This window comes from Mesorhizobium sp. M0904 (genome assembly GCF_040319475.1).
GTDB lineage: Bacteria > Pseudomonadota > Alphaproteobacteria > Rhizobiales > Rhizobiaceae > Mesorhizobium.
Genome location: NZ_JAMYOC010000011.1, coordinates 48,790 through 66,229, shown reverse-complemented (window position 1 = coordinate 66,229; position 17,440 = coordinate 48,790). Strand labels below are relative to the sequence as shown.

At 64.3% G+C, this 17,440-nt stretch carries 11 protein-coding genes; all 11 read left to right on the top strand.

Going from position 1 to position 17,440, the window contains the following annotated elements; genetic code table 11:
* The first annotated feature begins 151 nt into the window (after positions 1-151).
* The 11 genes from NKH80_RS13520 (at position 152) to addA (ending at position 17,394) form a co-directional block, all read left to right on the top strand.
* Positions 152-853, top strand: coding sequence for a response regulator transcription factor (locus tag NKH80_RS13520; RefSeq protein ID WP_023677547.1), 702 nt, complete (start codon positions 152-154; stop codon positions 851-853).
* Positions 854-1,001: 148 nt separating this feature from the next.
* Positions 1,002-2,786 carry a sensor histidine kinase gene (locus NKH80_RS13515; RefSeq protein WP_352900378.1) on the top strand — a complete coding sequence of 595 codons (1,785 nt, stop codon included), beginning with the start codon at positions 1,002-1,004 and terminating at the stop codon, positions 2,784-2,786.
* A gap of 31 nt (positions 2,787-2,817) precedes the next feature.
* The gene (locus tag NKH80_RS13510; protein ID WP_352807550.1) at positions 2,818-3,264 is read left to right on the top strand and encodes an HPr kinase/phosphorylase; all 447 of its coding nucleotides are present in this window, start codon (positions 2,818-2,820) and stop codon (positions 3,262-3,264) included.
* 164 nt (positions 3,265-3,428) lie between these two features.
* Entirely contained in the window at positions 3,429-3,830 is a 402-nt protein-coding gene (locus NKH80_RS13505; RefSeq protein ID WP_254815942.1) for a PTS sugar transporter subunit IIA, read from the top strand.
* On the top strand, positions 3,827-4,123 hold the full coding sequence (locus tag NKH80_RS13500) for an HPr family phosphocarrier protein (protein WP_023677551.1): 297 nt from the start codon (positions 3,827-3,829) through the stop codon (positions 4,121-4,123). The genes NKH80_RS13505 and NKH80_RS13500 overlap by 4 nt, the downstream gene beginning before the upstream one ends.
* A 157-nt stretch (positions 4,124-4,280) precedes the next feature.
* On the top strand, positions 4,281-5,681 hold the full coding sequence (gene ahcY, locus NKH80_RS13495; RefSeq protein WP_352650205.1) for an adenosylhomocysteinase: 1,401 nt from the start codon (positions 4,281-4,283) through the stop codon (positions 5,679-5,681).
* 188 nt (positions 5,682-5,869) lie between these two features.
* Positions 5,870-8,431: a sensor histidine kinase gene (locus NKH80_RS13490; protein WP_352736770.1), complete on the top strand. Its 2,562-nt coding sequence runs from the start codon at positions 5,870-5,872 to the stop codon at positions 8,429-8,431.
* Between the two features lie 8 nt (positions 8,432-8,439).
* The gene (gene tsaE / locus NKH80_RS13485) at positions 8,440-9,951 is read left to right on the top strand and encodes a tRNA (adenosine(37)-N6)-threonylcarbamoyltransferase complex ATPase subunit type 1 TsaE (RefSeq protein ID WP_352991931.1); all 1,512 of its coding nucleotides are present in this window, start codon (positions 8,440-8,442) and stop codon (positions 9,949-9,951) included.
* A 56-nt stretch (positions 9,952-10,007) separates the two neighbouring features.
* On the top strand, positions 10,008-10,751 hold the full coding sequence (locus NKH80_RS13480) for a nucleotidyltransferase family protein (RefSeq protein ID WP_352992057.1): 744 nt from the start codon (positions 10,008-10,010) through the stop codon (positions 10,749-10,751).
* Entirely contained in the window at positions 10,748-13,885 is a 3,138-nt protein-coding gene (addB, locus tag NKH80_RS13475; protein WP_352991929.1) for a double-strand break repair protein AddB, read from the top strand. Before NKH80_RS13480 ends, addB begins: the two co-directional genes overlap by 4 nt.
* Positions 13,882-17,394, top strand: a complete 3,513-nt coding sequence (gene addA / locus NKH80_RS13470; protein WP_352991927.1) for a double-strand break repair helicase AddA — start codon at positions 13,882-13,884, stop codon at positions 17,392-17,394. Before addB ends, addA begins: the two co-directional genes overlap by 4 nt.
* Positions 17,395-17,440: the final 46 nt, after the last annotated feature.

Below are 17,440 nucleotides of genomic sequence, written 5' to 3'. Positions count from 1 at the left end.
ATTCGTCCAATCCATATCGAGGTACAATTGTGGCCGCCGGCGTGCCGCGCGTGACAGCGGATAAAGCCTATGCCACATTTTGTACCTAATTTGTCCTGCAAAAGCCCCTTCTCGACGAAAGAAGGGACAGCTCATGAGGGAGCCGCTTGAAATGGCAACAATCGCGCTTGTCGACGACGATCGCAACATTCTGACTTCGGTTTCGATCGCCCTCGAATCCGAGGGTTATCGGGTCGAAACCTACACGGATGGGGCATCGGCGCTGGAGGGACTGGCGGCGCGCCCGCCGAACCTCGCCATCCTCGACATCAAGATGCCGCGCATGGACGGCATGGAGTTGCTGCGCCGGATGCGTCAGAAATCCGACCTGCCGGTGATCTTCCTGACCTCCAAGGACGATGAGATCGATGAACTGTTCGGCCTCAAGATGGGCGCCGACGACTTCATCCGCAAACCCTTCTCGCAGCGTCTTCTGGTCGAACGCGTCCGCGCCGTGCTGCGCCGCGCCAGCACCCGCGAGGCGGCGGCCAAGGCGCCCAACCAGCAGGCTCGGTCGCTTGAGCGCGGCCAGCTTGTCATGGATCAGGAGCGCCACACCTGCACCTGGAAGGGCGAGCCGGTGACGCTGACCGTCACCGAGTTCCTCATCCTGCATTCCCTGGCACAGCGACCGGGCGTCGTAAAAAGCCGTGATGCGCTGATGGATTCCGCTTATGATGAGCAGGTCTATGTCGATGACCGCACCATTGACAGCCACATCAAGCGGCTGCGCAAGAAGTTCAAGGCCGTCGATGATGACTTCGAAATGATCGAAACCCTTTACGGAGTCGGGTATCGGTTCCGCGAAGCATGAATAGGCAGTAGGCAGTAGGGAATAGTCGGTAGTCAGTTTTGAATGATGCGAGCGGCCACTCATGCATCGCCGCGATCTCAGCCAACCATTTCTCTATTCCTGCTGCCTACTCACTACTCACTAATTACCGAGCGGGAGCTGCTATTCGATGGCAGTGGAAGTAGAGCGAGTGAGACGGTCGGGCGCCGCCAGGCGCCCGCCGCGGATTCTGCCCGCCTTCGTGTCGAAAATTACGGTGCCGATGCGCCGGTTTCTCGGCCATCACATCTTTTCCAGCCTGACGCGGCGTATCCTCTTTCTCAATCTTGCCGGCCTTGCCGTCCTGGTCACCGGCATTCTCTATCTCAATACCTTTCGCGACGGGCTGATCGACGCCCGTGTCGAGAGCCTGATGACCCAAGGCGAGATCATCGCCGGCGCAATCGCCGCGTCGGCGACGGTCGAAACCGATTCCATCAGCATCGATCCGGAAAAGCTGCTTGAGTTGCAGGCCGGCGAAAGCCTCGGCCCGGGCTCCGACCAGCTCGACAATCTCGATTTCCCGATCAATCCGGAGCGCGTGGCGCCGGTGCTCAGGCGGCTGATCTCGCCGACGCGCACGCGCGCCCGCATCTACGACCGCGACGCCAACCTGCTGCTCGATTCCCGCCATCTCTATTCGCGCGGCCAGATCCTTCGCTACGACCTGCCGCCGGTCGAAGTGGAACAGCCGGACCTTCTGGAGCGCATCCAGAAATTCGTCTTTGATTTCTTCCGCAACAAGCAGCTGCCTGTCTATCGCGAGCAGCCGGGCGGCAACGGTGCTGCGTTTCCGGAAGTGGTCAAGGCGCTTACCGGCAGTCCGTCGACGATCGTGCGGATCTCGGAGCAGGGCGAGCAGATCGTTTCAGTGGCGGTGCCGATCCAGCGCTTCCGTGCCGTTCTCGGCGTGCTGATGCTGTCGACCGAAGGCGGCGACATCGACAAGATCGTCGCGGCCGAGCGCAAGGCGATCCTGCGTGTGTTCGGCATCGCCGCCCTGGTTACCGCCATCCTGTCGATGCTGCTGGCCTCCACCATCGCCAACCCGCTTCGCCGGCTTTCCGCGGCGGCGGTCAGGGTTCGCCGCGGCGTCAAGAACCGCGAGGAAATCCCCGACTTCTCCGACCGCCAGGACGAGATCGGCAATCTCTCGATCGCCGTGCGCGACATGACCAATGCGCTCTACGCCCGTATCGAGGCGATCGAAAGTTTTGCCGCGGATGTCTCGCACGAGCTGAAGAACCCGCTTACCTCGCTGCGCAGCGCTGTGGAGACATTGCCGCTGGCCAAGAACGACAATTCGCGGAGCCGGCTGATGGATATCATCCAGCACGATGTGAGGCGGCTGGACCGCCTGATCACCGATATTTCCGATGCCTCCCGTCTTGATGCCGAGCTGGCGCGGGAAGACGCGGGAACCGTCGACCTGAAGAAGTTCATCACCGATCTGGTCGCCGTCTCGCGCGAGGCCACGCGCAACAAGAAGGCGGTCGAGATCGAGTTCAAGGTCGCCAAACTGCCGCAGGGCGTGAAAGGCTACTTCGTCGTCGGCCATGATCTGAGGATCGGCCAGGTGATCACCAACCTGATCGAGAATGCCCGCTCGTTCGTTCCCGAAGATCGTGGCCACATCACCATATCGCTGGCACGCGCCGGCAAGTTCAACATCGTCACCGTCGACGACAATGGCCCCGGCATCCGGGCCGATAACATCGATCGCATTTTCGAGCGGTTCTATACCGATCGGCCGGCCGGCGAGGCGTTCGGCCAGAACTCGGGCCTTGGCCTGTCGATATCCAGGCAGATCGTTGAAGCCCATGGCGGCACGCTGAGCGCCGAGAACATCCCGGGCACCAAGCCTGGCGAGATCAAGGGCGCGCGCTTCGTGGTGACGCTGCCGGCGGAAGGCTGAGGGATGAATTCCAATCACGCCTGGTCCTATTGTGCAGCCTGAACACATTCACGGCACCGCGATCCTGATAGGTGATCGCGGCATTCTCATCACCGGACCGTCCGGCTTGGGCAAGACGACGCTGGCGCTCGCCTTGATCGATCATTGCAGCCAACGTGGGCTGTTTTCCCGGCTGATCGGCGATGACCAGCTCTTTGCGGCCGATTGCGAGGGGCGGCTGGTCTGCCGCGCACCAGCCAGCATAGCCGGCCTCGTGGAGGTGCCGGGATTCGGCCCCAAACCGATACAGTTCGAGCCAAGCTGCGTGATCGACCTCATTATCCGGCTGGTGCCAGCCGGCAAAATGGCCCGTTTCCAGGAAGACTGCAGCGAACCCGTTGTCGGCGTGACAGTGCCGCGCATCGATCTTGCCGGGCGCAATGTCGCGGCCGCCTTGCCGGCAGTGATGTCGCGTCTGTCGATTGCGCCTTTCCTGTGATCCGATTTCGATTTTTTGCTGCAATGCGTCAAATTGGCTTGGGCCGGCGCAATTTTGGGCTTGTCAACGGGCCTTGCGTCGACAAGATAGCGCTCCCGCCGCCTGGAACGGTCGGCGAGCATAAAATGCGCCTGTGAAGCGGCGATGACGGGAGCCACCAAAGAATGATCGGACTCGTGCTTGTAACGCACGGTCAACTGGCCGCCGAGTTCCGCAATGCCGTGGAACACGTCGTTGGGCCACAAGACAATTTCGAGACCGTGGCGATCGGTGCCGACGATGATATGGAACAGCGCCGCCGCGACATTATCGACGCAGTCGGCCGCGTCGATACGGGATCAGGCGTCATCGTTTTGACCGACATGTTCGGCGGCACGCCCTCCAACCTCGCCATTTCCGTGATGGAATCCGGCCGCATCGAGGTCATTGCCGGCATGAACCTGCCGATGCTGATCAAGCTGTCCAGCGTTCGCAAAGGCGACAACATGACGGCAGCGCTGGATGAAGCGCAGGCTGCCGGCCGCAAATACATCAATGTCGCCAGTCAACTCCTGAGCAGCAAATGAGCGCGCTGTTGCCGGAAAAGGACAAGATCGTTCGCGACTTTCCGATCGTCAACCAGCGCGGCCTGCATGCGCGCGCCTCGGCCAAGTTCGTTCAAATTGCCAGCGGCTTCAATGCCACGGTCCAGGTCGAGAAGGACGGCGTCAAGGTCGGCGGCACCTCGATCATGGGCCTGATGATGCTGGCGGCAAGCCCCGGTTATTCGATCCGCGTCACCGCCACCGGCCCGGAGGCCGAAGAGGTCATCGATGCGCTGGAGCAACTGGTTGCTTCCCGTTTTGGCGAGGAATGCTGACGTGCTGATCGCTTCCGAAGACATGCACGGATAAAGATTTCTTTATATCCCATTGTCGTCCAACTCCCGATCTGCTAGTCAGGCCGGCAACTCGCGCCCTCCGACACGCCTTCGGGGCGGGGCGCGTCCCGCAATCAATTCGCATCGGAGCACTGCCATGACGGGTAGCAAGGACTATGTGGTCGCAGATATCGCGCTTGCCGGCTGGGGCCGCAAGGAGATCGAGATCGCCGAAACCGAAATGCCGGGCCTGATGGCCTGCCGCGAGGAATTCGGCGACAAGAAGCCGCTCAAGGGCGCGCGCATCACCGGCTCGTTGCACATGACGATCCAGACGGCGGTGCTGATCGAAACGCTGAAGGCGCTCGGCGCCGATATCCGCTGGGCTTCCTGCAATATCTTCTCGACCCAGGACCACGCCGCCGCGGCCATTGCCGAGGCCGGAATTCCGGTGTTTGCCGTCAAAGGCGAGACGCTGGAGGATTATTGGGTCTACACCGACAAGATCTTCCAGTGGGCCGATGGCGGCACCTCCAACATGATCCTCGACGACGGTGGTGATGCCACCATGTACATCCTGATCGGCGCCCGCGCCGAGGCCGGCGAGGATGTGCTGTCCAATCCGGGCAGCGAAGAGGAAGAGATCCTGTTTGCCCAGATCAAGAAGCGCATGCAGGCATCACCCGGCTTCTTCACCAGGCAGAAGGAAGCGATCCGCGGCGTCACCGAAGAGACGACGACCGGCGTCAACCGGCTCTATCAGTTGCAGAAAAAAGGCCTGCTGCCGTTCCCGGCAATCAACGTCAATGATTCCGTCACCAAGTCGAAATTCGACAACAAATATGGCTGCAAGGAATCGCTTGTAGACGGCATTCGCCGCGGCACCGACACGATGATGGCCGGCAAGGTCGCGGTCGTCTGCGGCTATGGCGATGTTGGCAAGGGCTCGTCGGCTTCGCTCAAGGGCGCCGGCGCCCGCGTCAAGGTCACCGAGGTCGATCCGATCTGCGCGCTGCAGGCGGCGATGGACGGTTTCGAGGTGGTCACGCTCGAAGACGCGGCGCCGACGGCAGACATCGTCATCACCACCACCGGCAACAAGGACGTCGTTACCCTCGATCACATGCGCCTGATGAAGGACATGGTGATCGTCGGCAACATCGGTCACTTCGACAACGAGATCCAGGTTGCCTCGCTGCGCAACCTGAAATGGACCAACATCAAGCCTCAGGTGGATATGATCACCTTCCCGGACGGCAAACGGATGATCCTTTTGTCGGAAGGCCGCCTGCTCAACCTCGGCAACGCCACCGGCCATCCAAGCTTCGTCATGTCGGCGTCCTTCACCAACCAGGTGTTGGCCCAGATCGAGCTGTACACCAAGCCCGGCCAGTACGAGAACCAGGTCTATGTCCTGCCGAAGCATCTCGACGAAAAGGTCGCGCGCCTGCATCTCGACAAGCTCGGTGCCCGCCTGACCGAACTGTCTGGCGAACAGGCCGCCTATATCGGCGTCACTCCGCAGGGACCGTTCAAGCCGGAACACTACCGCTATTAACCACGGCGAAACTTGCCACTAGATATTGAAGCCGGGCGATTGACTTTTCGCCCGGCTTTATTTTTGCGCTGATTGATTCTTCACGCCGATTCGCGCAAGCGCTATGGTGCTGATTCGCGGTCCGGGGACGAGGCCCGGGCGCACGCATCAGGGCGGTCTTGCATTCAGGCGGCGAAGAGGACCAAGACATGCCGGGGGATAACCCGCCTTGCGCGGGACAGGCCGTTTCCGGCGGCCATAACGATTGGGTCACGGGCTCCGCTGCCAGAGGCGGCAGCCTTTTGTGGCGTGCCGGCAGCCGTATCGGAGTGCTGCTTGCTTCGTCCGCGCTGGTTGGTCCGCTGCTTGGCTCTGCTGCACATGCCCAAACCCGCGCGGCGCAAAAGGCCGGGCTGTCGGTCAGCACGGTCGAGGTCATGCAACTCGCCATGTTCGTCGGCGTCATGGGGGCGGCATTGCTGTCGGCCATCTTTCTGATCCGCGAACGGGCGCGCACCGCGGCGGAAAATGCCGAGCTCAGGACCCGCATCGCCGACGTCAATGCCGCGCTGCAGCGCTCGGAGGCGCTGCTCCATTCCCGCGATCAGCGCGTGGTGGTATGGGCGGCCGAGAACAAGAAGCCCGAGCTTGTCGGGACATTGCCGATCGAGAGCGGCGCGCCGGAGGACCGGGCGGCCTTCCTGGCTTTCGGCCGCTGGCTGATGCCGCGTTCGGCGGCCGCACTCGAACATGCCGTCGCATCACTGCGGGACAAGGCAAAGCCGTTCGATCTGGTCATCGAATCGCAGGCCGGCCAGCCGCTCGAGGTTCACGGCCGCAAGAGTGCGGCGCATGTGCTGGTTCGCTTCGTCTCGCTTTCGGAGACACAGCGAAGCCAGGCCAGGCTGAAGATCGAGAACCAGCGCTTAGCCGCCGACCATGAGACGCTGATCGGCCTTCTGGATGCGCTCAAGATGCCATCATGGCTGCGGGCCGTCGACGGGCGGCTGAAATGGGTCAACCGGGCCTATGCCGAAGCGGTCGAGGCCGAGAATGCCGAAGCGGCGGTTCGTGACGGCAAGGAATTCCTCGGAGGCCAGGCGCGCGACACGATCGCTGAGCAGCACAAGTCGCACCCCGTCTTCGAACAGACGCTCTCCACGGTGATCGAAGGCGACCGCCGTATGTTTGCCGTGACCGATTTTGCCGGGGCGGATGGTTCGGCTGGTCTTGCCTGCGACATCAGCGCCATCGAGGCCATTCGCGCCGAATATGAGCGGACCGTGCAGAGCCACGCCGACACGCTCGATCAGCTCAACACCGCCGTGGCGATTTTCGATACCGACGAGAAATTGCGGTTTTTCAATCAGGCGTTCCAGAAACTATGGGGCCTCGACAGCGGCTTCCTGCACAGCGCGCCGGATAACGCCTTGCTGCTCGACCGCCTGCGCAGCGAAGGCAAGATCGCCGAGCAGCCCGAATGGCGACGCTGGAAAGAGAGCCTGCTCGGCGCTTACCGCGCGGTTGAATCGCAGGAGCATTGGTGGCATCTGCCGGACGGCAAAACCATTCGCGTCGTCGCCAATCCGCAGCCCAAGGGCGGCGTCACCTGGGTATTCGAGAACCTGACCGAGAAGATGGACCTTGAAAGCCGCTATCAGACCGCTGTGCGGGTTCAGGGTGAGACGCTCGACAACCTTGCCGAAGGCGTCGCTGTGTTCGGCCCCGACGGCAGGCTGAGATTGTCCAACCCGGCCTTCGCGGCACTGTGGGGGCTGGATGCCGATGCCTCAAAACCCAACGTCCATGTCTCGACGATCCGCGAACTTTGCGACCGCCGTGCCGTCGACAGTCCATGGGGCGGGTTCGTTGCCGCCATCACCGGCTTCGACGACGAGCGCCGCGACCGCCACGGCCAGACCGAATTGAACAACGGCACCGTTTTGCGCTACGCCGTCATCCCTTTGCCCAACGGCCAGGTGATGATGACCTTTGTCGACGTTACCGACAGCGTCAATGTCGAGCGGGCACTGAAGGACAAGAATGAGGCGCTGCAAAAGTCCGACCAGATCAAGAACGAATTCGTGCAGCACGTCTCCTATGAGCTGCGCTCGCCGCTCACCAACATCATCGGCTTTACCGAGCTTCTTTCACTGCCGTCGACTGGTCCGTTGAACCAGAAGCAACGCGAATATATCGGGCATGTCGGCTCGTCGTCCTCGGTCCTGCTCACCATCGTCAACGACATCCTCGATCTGGCGACGGTGGATGCCGGCATCATGGAACTCGACATTTCCGAAGTTCACATCAATCGAACCATTACGGCCGCCGCCGAACTGGTCGCCGATCGGCTGGAGGAACATGCGATCAAGCTTAGGATCGACGCGGCTGCCGCGCCGAAGACCTTCCACGGCGACGAGATCCGCGTCCGCCAGATACTCTACAATCTGCTCAGCAATGCCGCCAATTACGCGCCGGAGGCGAGCACCATAACGCTCGCTTGCCGCCAGCTTGCCGACGGCGTGGAATTTTCCGTTCACGATGACGGCCCCGGCATGCCGCCGGACCTGCTTGAGTCAGTGTTCCGGCGCTTCGAGCCGCGCACCAATGGCGGCCGCCGCCGTGGCGCCGGGCTCGGCCTGTCGATCGTCAAGAGCTTTGTCGAACTCCATGGCGGCAGCGTCCGCATCGAGACCGGCAGGGATAAGGGCACCACGGTTGTTTGCGCTTTTCCCGACACGCCGTCGGGCATTCGTGCGGCGGCCGAGTAGCGCGTCCGATGGCGGTATTGGTGCTGGAGCGTTTTCTCGCCGACGAGGCTGCGACGGCAAGGCTCGGCGAGGATCTTGCCATGTCGCTGCGCATTGGCGACGTGCTCGCTCTCAAGGGCGATCTCGGCGCCGGCAAATCGACCTTGGCACGGGCGCTGATCAGGGCGCTGGCCGACGATGCCGGCCTCGACGTGCCGAGCCCGACCTTCACGCTGGTCCAGAGCTACGACACGCGTGTGCCGGTCCATCATTTCGATCTCTACCGCTTGGGCACGGCATCCGAACTGGACGAGCTGGGCTTCGACGAGGCGCTGTCCCAAGGGGCTGCGCTGATCGAATGGCCGGAGCGGGCAGAGGCATATTTGCCGAAAACCTCGGTGCTGGTCGAACTTCTCCAGCGGGGCGACGGCCGACTGGCGAGACTGTCGGGAGAGGGCGCCGCCTTCGAGCGCGCGGCGCGATCGCTGGCGATGCGCGATTTTCTCGGGCAGGCCGGTTGGGGCGAAGCGCAGCGACGACATTTCATCGGTGATGCCTCGGCTCGCTCCTACGAGATCGTCACGCTCGCCGGATTTCCGCCGCGCGTGCTGATGAACTCGCCAAGGCTGGTGCTCGGACCGCCAGTCCGCGACGGCAAACCCTATGCCGAGATCGCCCACACGGCGCAATCCGTTTCGGCATTCGTCGCCATTGACCGGGCCTTGCGGGCCGGCGGTGTCAGCGTCCCGGAAATCCACGCCCAGGACCTCGACCAGGGTTTTCTCCTGCTGGAACATCTTGGTTCCCAAGGATTTCTGGACAAGCGCGGCCAGCCGGTGGTCGAGCGTTATGCGGCGGCGGCCGAACTGCTTGCCATGATGCACGGCAAAACATGGCCGGCCCGTATGCAGGCCGGCCCCGGCGTCTTCCACGAAGTGCCGCCTTTCGACCGCGACGCCATGATGATCGAGGCCGAATTGCTGGTCGACTGGTATGTCCCGGCGATTTCACGCACTCCGCCAAGCGAGGCGCTGCGCGCCGGCTACCGCAGCGAATGGAATGCGGTGCTCGATCGGCTCGAGGGGCGCGAATACACGCTTATGTTGCGCGACTTCCATTCGCCCAACCTGATCTGGCGCGCTGACCGTTCCGGTCATGACCGCCTCGGCGTCGTCGATGTCCAGGATGCGCTGATCGGACCGTCCGCCTACGACGTCGCATCGCTCGCCATGGACGCGCGCGTCACCATTTCACCTGAAATCGAAAAGCACACGCTCGCCGCCTATATCGCCGCGCGGCGCGCGGCCGGCGTCTTCGACGAGGACGAATTCCTCGAAACCTATGCAATCATGGCCGCACAGCGCAATTCCAAGGTACTCGGCATCTTCGTGCGGCTCGAAAAACGTGACGGCAAGCCTTATTATCTGAAGCATCTGCCGCGCATCCGCGACTATCTTCGCCGGGCGCTGGCGCATCCGGCGCTGGCCGGGCTGCAGGATTTCTACATCGCCCACGGCTTGCTGGAGGAACGCTCGATTTGACGGCTAAGGATTCAGGCCTGGCGGTGTCGGACGAGGGACCGATGCCAACGACCGCCATGGTGCTCGCCGCCGGGCTCGGCAAGCGCATGCGGCCGATCACCGACACCATGCCGAAGCCGCTGGTCAAGATCGCCGGCAAGACATTGCTCGACTGGGGGCTGGATTGCCTAGCCAAAGCCGGCGTCGCCAAGGCCGTCGTCAACGTCCATTACCTGCCGAAACAGATCGTGGACCATGTAGCCCGCCGCAGTGCGCCGAGAATCGTCATTTCGGATGAGAGCAGCGGCTTGCTCGACTCTGCCGGCGGCATCGTCAAGGCATTGCCCTGGTTAGGGGCGCCCTTCTATGTGCTTAACGCGGACACCTTCTGGATAGACAGCGGCGTTTCCAATCTCAGGCGTCTTGCCCTTGCATGGGAGGGCGCGACAATGGACATTCTGCTGATGCTTGCGGATCTCCAGTCGGCAACCGGACATAGCGGCGGCACCGATTTCCTGATGGCGCCGGATGGCGCCTTGCGGCGTGCGAACAACGATCCGGCCGGCCTGATCTATGCCGGCGCCGCGATCGTCCATCCGCGCATCTTCAAGAATGCGCCGGCCGGCCCGCTGTCGCTCAACGCCTATTTCGATGCGGCAATCGCCGCCGGCCGCCTGTTCGGCATGAAGATGCAGGGTCACTGGATCACTGTCGGCACACCTGACGCGATCCCGCGGGCGGAAGCAGCGGTCGCCGCCGCGCTTGCCGGCACGCCCAATGCTGTTGCTGAGGCACCCGGCGCTCTTACCGAGTCGAAATGAGCGGCTCCCGCCGCGTTTTCTCGATTCCGCCCGGAGCGCCGTTCCTGCCGACGCTGGCCGAGGCGCTGCTTGCAGGGCGCCTGGTTCCCGGCTTCGCCTACGACGGCGATCCGCTGATGCTGGCCGATCTCACCATCTATGTGCCGACGCGCCGTGCGGCGCGGGCGCTTCGCGGCGAATTCGTCGATGCTCTCTCGCGCTCGGGAAGCCGCTCGGCGATCCTGCCGGTCATCCGCCCGCTTGGCGAATTCGACGAAGATGAAGCGGCCTTCGAGGCAGGAGCTTCGGCCGCCATCGACCTTGCGCCGCCGATCGCCGCGGTAGAGCGCCTGCTGCTGCTCGCGCCGCTGGTGCGAGCGTGGAAACGCCGCCTGCCGGCACATGTCGCGGCATTGTTCGACGAGGAGATCGTCATCCCGGCCTCCGCCGCCGACGCCCTCTGGCTGGCGCGCGACCTGGCGCGGCTGATGGATGAGATCGAGACCGAGGGCACGGATTGGACGAGGCTCGCCGACCTTGTGACCGGCAATCTCGCAGGCTGGTGGCAGGTGACCCTCGATTTCCTGAGCATCGTGACCGAGAACTGGCCGAAGCTGCTCGAGGAACGCCATCGCTCCAATCCCGCCGCGCATCGCAATGCCCTGATAAGGCTGGAGGCGGCGCGGCTCAGGCGCAATCCGCCGGCCGGGCCGGTGATCGCCGCCGGCTCCACAGGATCGATCCCAGCCACGGCCGAGCTGCTTTCTGTAATCGCCGGTCTGCCCAATGGCGCCGTTGTGCTGCCCGGGCTCGACCGTACACTGGACGAGCCGTCCTTTGCCGCCATCAGTGCACTCGGTGCGCGCCCGGCCCTGCTTGGCCATCCGCAATACGGCCTGGCAAAGTTGATCGGCAAGATCGGCATGCCGCGCGCCGACGTCGAGGACCTTGCTGTTGCGCCGCGGCCGCTTGCATTGCGCGCCGCACTCGTCGGCGAAGCGCTTCGCCCGGCGGAGACTACCGAGCTCTGGGCCGAGACGCGCGCCCGCTTTACGGCCGGTGATATTGCCGAGGCCTTCGCTGACGTGACGCTTCTCGAAGCCGCCAGCGAACGCGATGAAGCCGTGGCGATCGCCGTCGCGCTCAAACAGGCCGTCGAACGGCCCGGCCAGCGCGCCGCGCTGGTCACCGGCGATCGCGCGCTGGCGCGGCGCGTCTCGGTCGAGCTGTTGCGCTTCGGCGTCGCCGCCGACGATTCCGGGGGCACGCCGCTCATCAACACGCCAGCCGCCAGCCTGCTCAGGCTGGCGCTTCAGGCAGCCTTCCGCCCGGGCGACCCGGTCGCCTTGCTGTCGCTGCTCAAGCATCCCCTGCTTGGCCTCGGCCGGGAGCGGGCAAGCATGCGCCATGCGGCCGAAATCGTCGAACTCGTGGCGCTGCGCGGTGGCACCGGGCGTCCGGACGTCGCGTCGCTGCCGCAGCTCTTCGACACCCGGCTCCTCGAATTCGACGGCGGCGGCAATCGCCGCCCGCCTTTCTGGCGATCGCGGCTCTCGGTCAGGCGCATCGAACAGGCGCGCGAACTGCTGATCCGGCTAACGGCTGCGCTGGCGCCGTTGGTTGCTTTTCGCGGCGAGGAGAATGCCGATCTTGTCACGCTTGTGCGTGCCAGCGTCGTTGCGCTCGAAAGCCTCGGACGCGCCGCCGACGGCAGCTTGAGCGAACTCTACGCCGGCGATGCCGGCGAAAAGCTTGCCGAGCTCTTGCGCGGGCTGGTCGCGGCCTCGGTGTCGTTCTCCTTCGCGGCTGACGAATGGCCTGACGTGATGGAGGCGCTGATCGCGCCCGAGATGGTCAAGCCGGCGCAGGGCACCGACAGGAACATCGCCATCTGGGGGGTGCTGGAAGCGCGGCTTCAGGATGTCGATACGCTGGTCGTCGGCGGGCTCAACGAAGGCGTGTGGCCGCGCAAGCCGGAGAGCGACCGCTTCATGTCGCGGCTGATGAAGACCGGCATCGATCTTGAACCGCCGGAGCGGCGCATCGGCCTTGCCGCCCATGATTTCCAGATGGCCATGGGCGTCAAAAAATTGGTGCTGGCCCGCTCCGCCCGTTCCGGCGACGCACCGTCGGTGCCCTCGCGCTGGCTGCAGCGTATCCTTACCTTCGTCGGCGAGGACCATGCTACGGCACTTCGCCGGCGCGGCGATGAACTGCTTGCCTGGGCGCGTGCGCTCGATGCCGGCGAAAAGCAGGACTTTGCGCCGCGGCCGCAGCCGAAACCGCCGCTCATCGTACGGCCGCACCACTTCTCGGTCACCGAGATCGAAACGCTGCGTCGCGATCCCTATGCGGTCTATGCCAGAAGGATACTCGGCCTGATGCCGCTCGATCCGGTCATTCGCGATCCGGGCGCCGCCGAGCGTGGCACGCTGTTTCACGCAATTCTGCACCTCTTCTCGGCGAGGGTGGCCGACCCGCGCGCGCCGGAGGCGCTGGACGGGCTCATCGCCGCAGGCCGCTCCTGCTTTGCCGAGGCTGCGCTGCCCGCCGATGTCGAGGCGGTGTGGTGGCCACGCTTCGAAAAGCTTGCCGCCGGCATCATCGAATGGGAGCGCGGCCGGGCCGCAGCCGTGGCACGGCGGCACGCCGAGGAACGCGCCGAAAAGACCGGGGTCGGCCGATCCGGCGTAACCCTGTCCGGCTATGCCGATCGCATCGATCTGCTGGCTGGCGGAATGGCCGACATCCTCGACTACAAGACCGGCTCGTCGCCATCCAAAGCACAGGCGCACACGCTACTCGCGCCGCAACTGGCGCTGGAGGGCGCGCTGCTCAGGCGCGGCGCTTTCAAGGAGCTTGGCGCATGCGAGCCGTCGGAGCTGGCCTTCGTGCGGCTGAGGCCGAATGGCGAAGTGTTCGAGGAATCCATCCTCGAATACAACCGCAAGCCGCGAACCGCCGCCGATCTCGCCGAAGAAGCGTGGGCGCGGCTGGAAAAACTGCTGATCCACTACGCCGACCCGGCGACCGGCTATCTGTCGCGGGCGCTGCCGTTCCGCGAGGGCGAGACCGACGGCGACTATGACCATCTCGCCCGCGTGCTCGAATGGTCGGCCGGCGGCGACGCCGACGACGAGGGAGGGGAGGCATGAAAAAGGCCTACCCCATTCCAAGCGACACTGCCGCGAGCCAGGCAAGCGCGTCCGACCCGCGCAATTCCGCCTGGGTGTCGGCCAACGCCGGATCCGGCAAGACCCATGTACTCGCCCAGCGCGTCATCCGGCTTCTGCTGCGTGGCACCGATCCGTCCAAGATCCTGTGCCTGACCTATACGCGTGCCGCCGCCGCCAACATGTCGAACCGTGTGTTTTCGACCCTGTCGCAATGGACGACCTTGGGCGATGCCGAGCTCTCGACACGGATAGAGGCGCTGGACGGCCGCCAGCCCGACCGCGAAACCATGCGCCGGGCGCGGCGGTTGTTTGCGGAGGCGCTGGAAACACCGGGCGGGCTGAAGATCCAGACCATCCACGCCTTCTGCGAATCGGTGCTGCATCAGTTCCCGCTGGAAGCCAATATCCCGGCGCATTTCGAAATGCTCGATCCGCAAATGGAGGCCTCGCTGTTCGCCGCCGCCCGCCGCGACATGATTTCGGGCGGCGTTGCAGGCGATGCGGCGTTGGCCGAGGCCTTCGCCACCGTGCTTGAGCGCGGCGGCGAACATGGGCTCGACGCACTGCTGGCCGAGATCGTGCGCAAGCGCGATGGTTTGCGTGCGTTCATCGCCGCGGCCGGCGGCGATGGTTTTCAGGCACTGTTCGACGAGTTTCAGTTCCGCGCCGGCCAGACGGCCGAAGGCATAGCCGCCTCCGTCTGGCCGCTGCCCGGCTTCCTGCCGGATTATCTCGTCACCTTTTCACGGGCGGCCGAGGCCGCCGATGCCCGCGTGGTGCTGAACAATATGCTGCCATACGCCCGTCTCGCCTTCGCCGAGGAGCATCCGGTACGTCGCCTGAATTTGCTCTCCAAGGCTTTCCTGAGGGCCGACGGCGAGCCTTACGATCCGGCAAAGACGTTCAAAAGGGCATTGCTTGACCGGTTGCCCGATCTTGCCGAACGATATCTGGCGGCGGTCGAAGCCATTCTCGAAATCTCCGACCGGCTGGCCTTGTTCAGGATGCTGGAGGGCACGCGTGCGGCCTTGACCATCGCCGACTGGCTGATCGCCCGCTACGAGCAATTGAAGCGCGCCCGCGGCTTCCTCGACTTCAACGACCTGATCACCCGCACGGTCCATCTACTGGCGCGGCCCGACGCCGGCCCATGGGTGCAATACAAGCTCGACCAGGGCATCGACCACATCCTCCTCGACGAGGCGCAGGACACCAGTCCCGACCAGTGGGAGGTGGTCAAGCGGCTGGCGGAGGAGTTCTTTGCCGGGCTCGGCGCACGCGACGCCGTCCACCGCACCATCTTTGCGGTCGGCGACGAAAAGCAGTCGATCTATTCCTTCCAGGGAGCCGCCCCGGACTCCTTTGCCGACAGCCGGATTTTGTTTGCCGGCAAAGTCAGATCCGCCGCCGCCGCCTTCGCCGATCTCAAGCTGACCTGGTCGTTTCGATCGACCGACGACGTGCTTGCGGCGGTGGATCGTGTCTTTGCCGACCCGGACGTGCGGCGCGGCATCAGCCACGATCCCGATCCGCTCGACCACAAGGCGATCCGCAACGATGCGCCGGGCTATGTCGAGGTCTGGCCCTCGCTCGGCGCCGACATCGTCGACGAACCGGACGACTGGACGCAAGCGGTGGATCACGCCCACGCACCGGCGGTGCGCGTTGCCGAAAACGTTGCAGCGACCGTTGCCGGCTGGATCGGCGGCGGCGAGGTCATCGAAGGGCGTGGCAAGAAACTCCGGCCCGGCGACGTGCTGGTGCTGGTGCGCAAGCGCGACCGCTTCGTCCATGCCCTGACACGGGCGTTGAAGCGCCGCGACATCCCCGTGGCTGGCGCCGACCGGCTCAGCCTGCCTGGCCATATCGCAGTGAAGGACCTGATCGCACTCGGTCATTTCCTCATCCAGCCCGAGGACGATCTGTCGCTGGCCGCCGTGCTGCGCAGCCCGATCTTCGATGTCTCGGAAGAGCAGCTTTTCGCGTTTGCTGCGGAGAGGCCGTCGGGCGTCTCGCTGATCGCCTCGCTGCGCCGGCATGCCGGCGAAAGCGAGGCGTTGGCCGCCGCCGTCAGCCGGCTCGACACATGGTCGAACGAGGCCGCATTCAAGCCGGTGTTCGAATTCTATGCTGCAGCTCTCGCCCGCGACGGCCTGCGCAAGAAGATGATCGCGCGGCTCGGGCCGGAGGCCGGCGACATCCTCGACGAATTCCTGAATTTCTGCCTGGCCGAGGAGCGGACCGGCCTGCCGGGACTGGAATCCTTCCTGTCGACGCTGGAAAACGCCGGCCCCGAGATCAAGCGCGAAATGGACCAGACCCGCGACGAGGTTCGCGTCATGACCGTGCATGCCGCCAAAGGCCTGGAGGCGCCGGTGGTATTCCTTGTCGATGGCGGCTCCGCGCCGTTCAGCGACCAGCATCTGCCGAGATTGATGCCGTTCGAAGGCTCGGGCGACTGCTGGGAGGGCAAGGGTTATCTCTGGCGTTCGGCCAGCGATGTCGCCAATGGATTTTCACGCGCCGCATCGGCCCGCGCCCGAGAGCTCGCCGACGATGAATATCGCCGGCTGCTCTATGTCGGCATGACCCGCGCCGAGGATCGGCTGATCGTCTGCGGCTACCATGGCAAGCGGGCGCCGAATACCGGCACCTGGCATTCGATCGTCAGCCGCGCACTGGTCGGTGCCACGGAGAGCGAAGAACGCCGGCATCCCGCCACCGGCGAGACCGTGCATCGTTTCCAGGTGACGAAACTGACGCCCATGCCACTGGCGTCCGTGGATGAGGCACGACAGGCTGAACGCTTCGCGCCATTGCCGGAAACCCTGTTCCAGCCTCTGCCGCCCTTCGAGGAATTGCCGCGGCCGCTCTCGCCGTCCGGCGCCTCGGTGCTGATCGACGAGGCGCGGCAAGCGGTGGCCGACACGCGTTCGCCGGTGCTGGATGCCGACGCCGAGCCCGGCTTTGCCGTCGTGCGCGGGCTGGCGCTGCACAAATTGCTGCAGATGTTGCCCGGCATCGCCGAGGGAAAACGCCGGGATGCCGCCGAACGCTATCTGGCAAGAGCCGGCGCGGCATGGCCCGACGGCGAGCGCGACAAGGCCCTGGCTGGCGTTTTCAGAATTCTTGCCGACAGCCGTTTCGCACCGCTGTTTGCGCCGAACTCGCGCGCCGAAGTCGCCATCATGGGCAGCTTGGGAGTGAGGGGCAAACTGCGCTCGATTTCCGGCAAGATCGACCGGCTGACAGTAACGCCGGACAAGGTTTCGATCGTCGACTACAAGACCAATCGGCCAGCGCCAGCTACGCTCGCCGAAGTCCCGCAAGCCTATGTTCTGCAGCTCGCACTCTATCGCGCGCTGCTTCAGCCGCTCTATCCGGGACGCGAGGTCTCGGCGGCGCTGCTGTTCACCGAGGCGCCGCGGCTGATCGATCTGCCGGCAGCGGCCATGGACGACGCGCTTGCTAGACTCACGGGAGCGTGACACAACACTTGCTTGAAGACGGACGCGATCACCACCACATTTGGTG

What these genes read in the sequence shown, in the direction of transcription:
- NKH80_RS13500 (WP_023677551.1), top strand. Translation starts at nt 3,827, where the DNA reads ATGAGCGCGCTGTTGCCGGAAAAGGACAAGATCGTTCGCGACTTTCCG.
- tsaE (WP_352991931.1), top strand. Translation starts at nt 8,440, where the DNA reads ATGGCGGTATTGGTGCTGGAGCGTTTTCTCGCCGACGAGGCTGCGACG.
- NKH80_RS13515 (WP_352900378.1), top strand. Translation starts at nt 1,002, where the DNA reads ATGGCAGTGGAAGTAGAGCGAGTGAGACGGTCGGGCGCCGCCAGGCGC.
- NKH80_RS13520 (WP_023677547.1), top strand. Translation starts at nt 152, where the DNA reads ATGGCAACAATCGCGCTTGTCGACGACGATCGCAACATTCTGACTTCG.
- ahcY (WP_352650205.1), top strand. Translation starts at nt 4,281, where the DNA reads ATGACGGGTAGCAAGGACTATGTGGTCGCAGATATCGCGCTTGCCGGC.
- NKH80_RS13505 (WP_254815942.1), top strand. Translation starts at nt 3,429, where the DNA reads ATGATCGGACTCGTGCTTGTAACGCACGGTCAACTGGCCGCCGAGTTC.
- addA (WP_352991927.1), top strand. Translation starts at nt 13,882, where the DNA reads ATGAAAAAGGCCTACCCCATTCCAAGCGACACTGCCGCGAGCCAGGCA.
- addB (WP_352991929.1), top strand. Translation starts at nt 10,748, where the DNA reads ATGAGCGGCTCCCGCCGCGTTTTCTCGATTCCGCCCGGAGCGCCGTTC.
- NKH80_RS13480 (WP_352992057.1), top strand. Translation starts at nt 10,008, where the DNA reads ATGGTGCTCGCCGCCGGGCTCGGCAAGCGCATGCGGCCGATCACCGAC.
- NKH80_RS13490 (WP_352736770.1), top strand. Translation starts at nt 5,870, where the DNA reads ATGCCGGGGGATAACCCGCCTTGCGCGGGACAGGCCGTTTCCGGCGGC.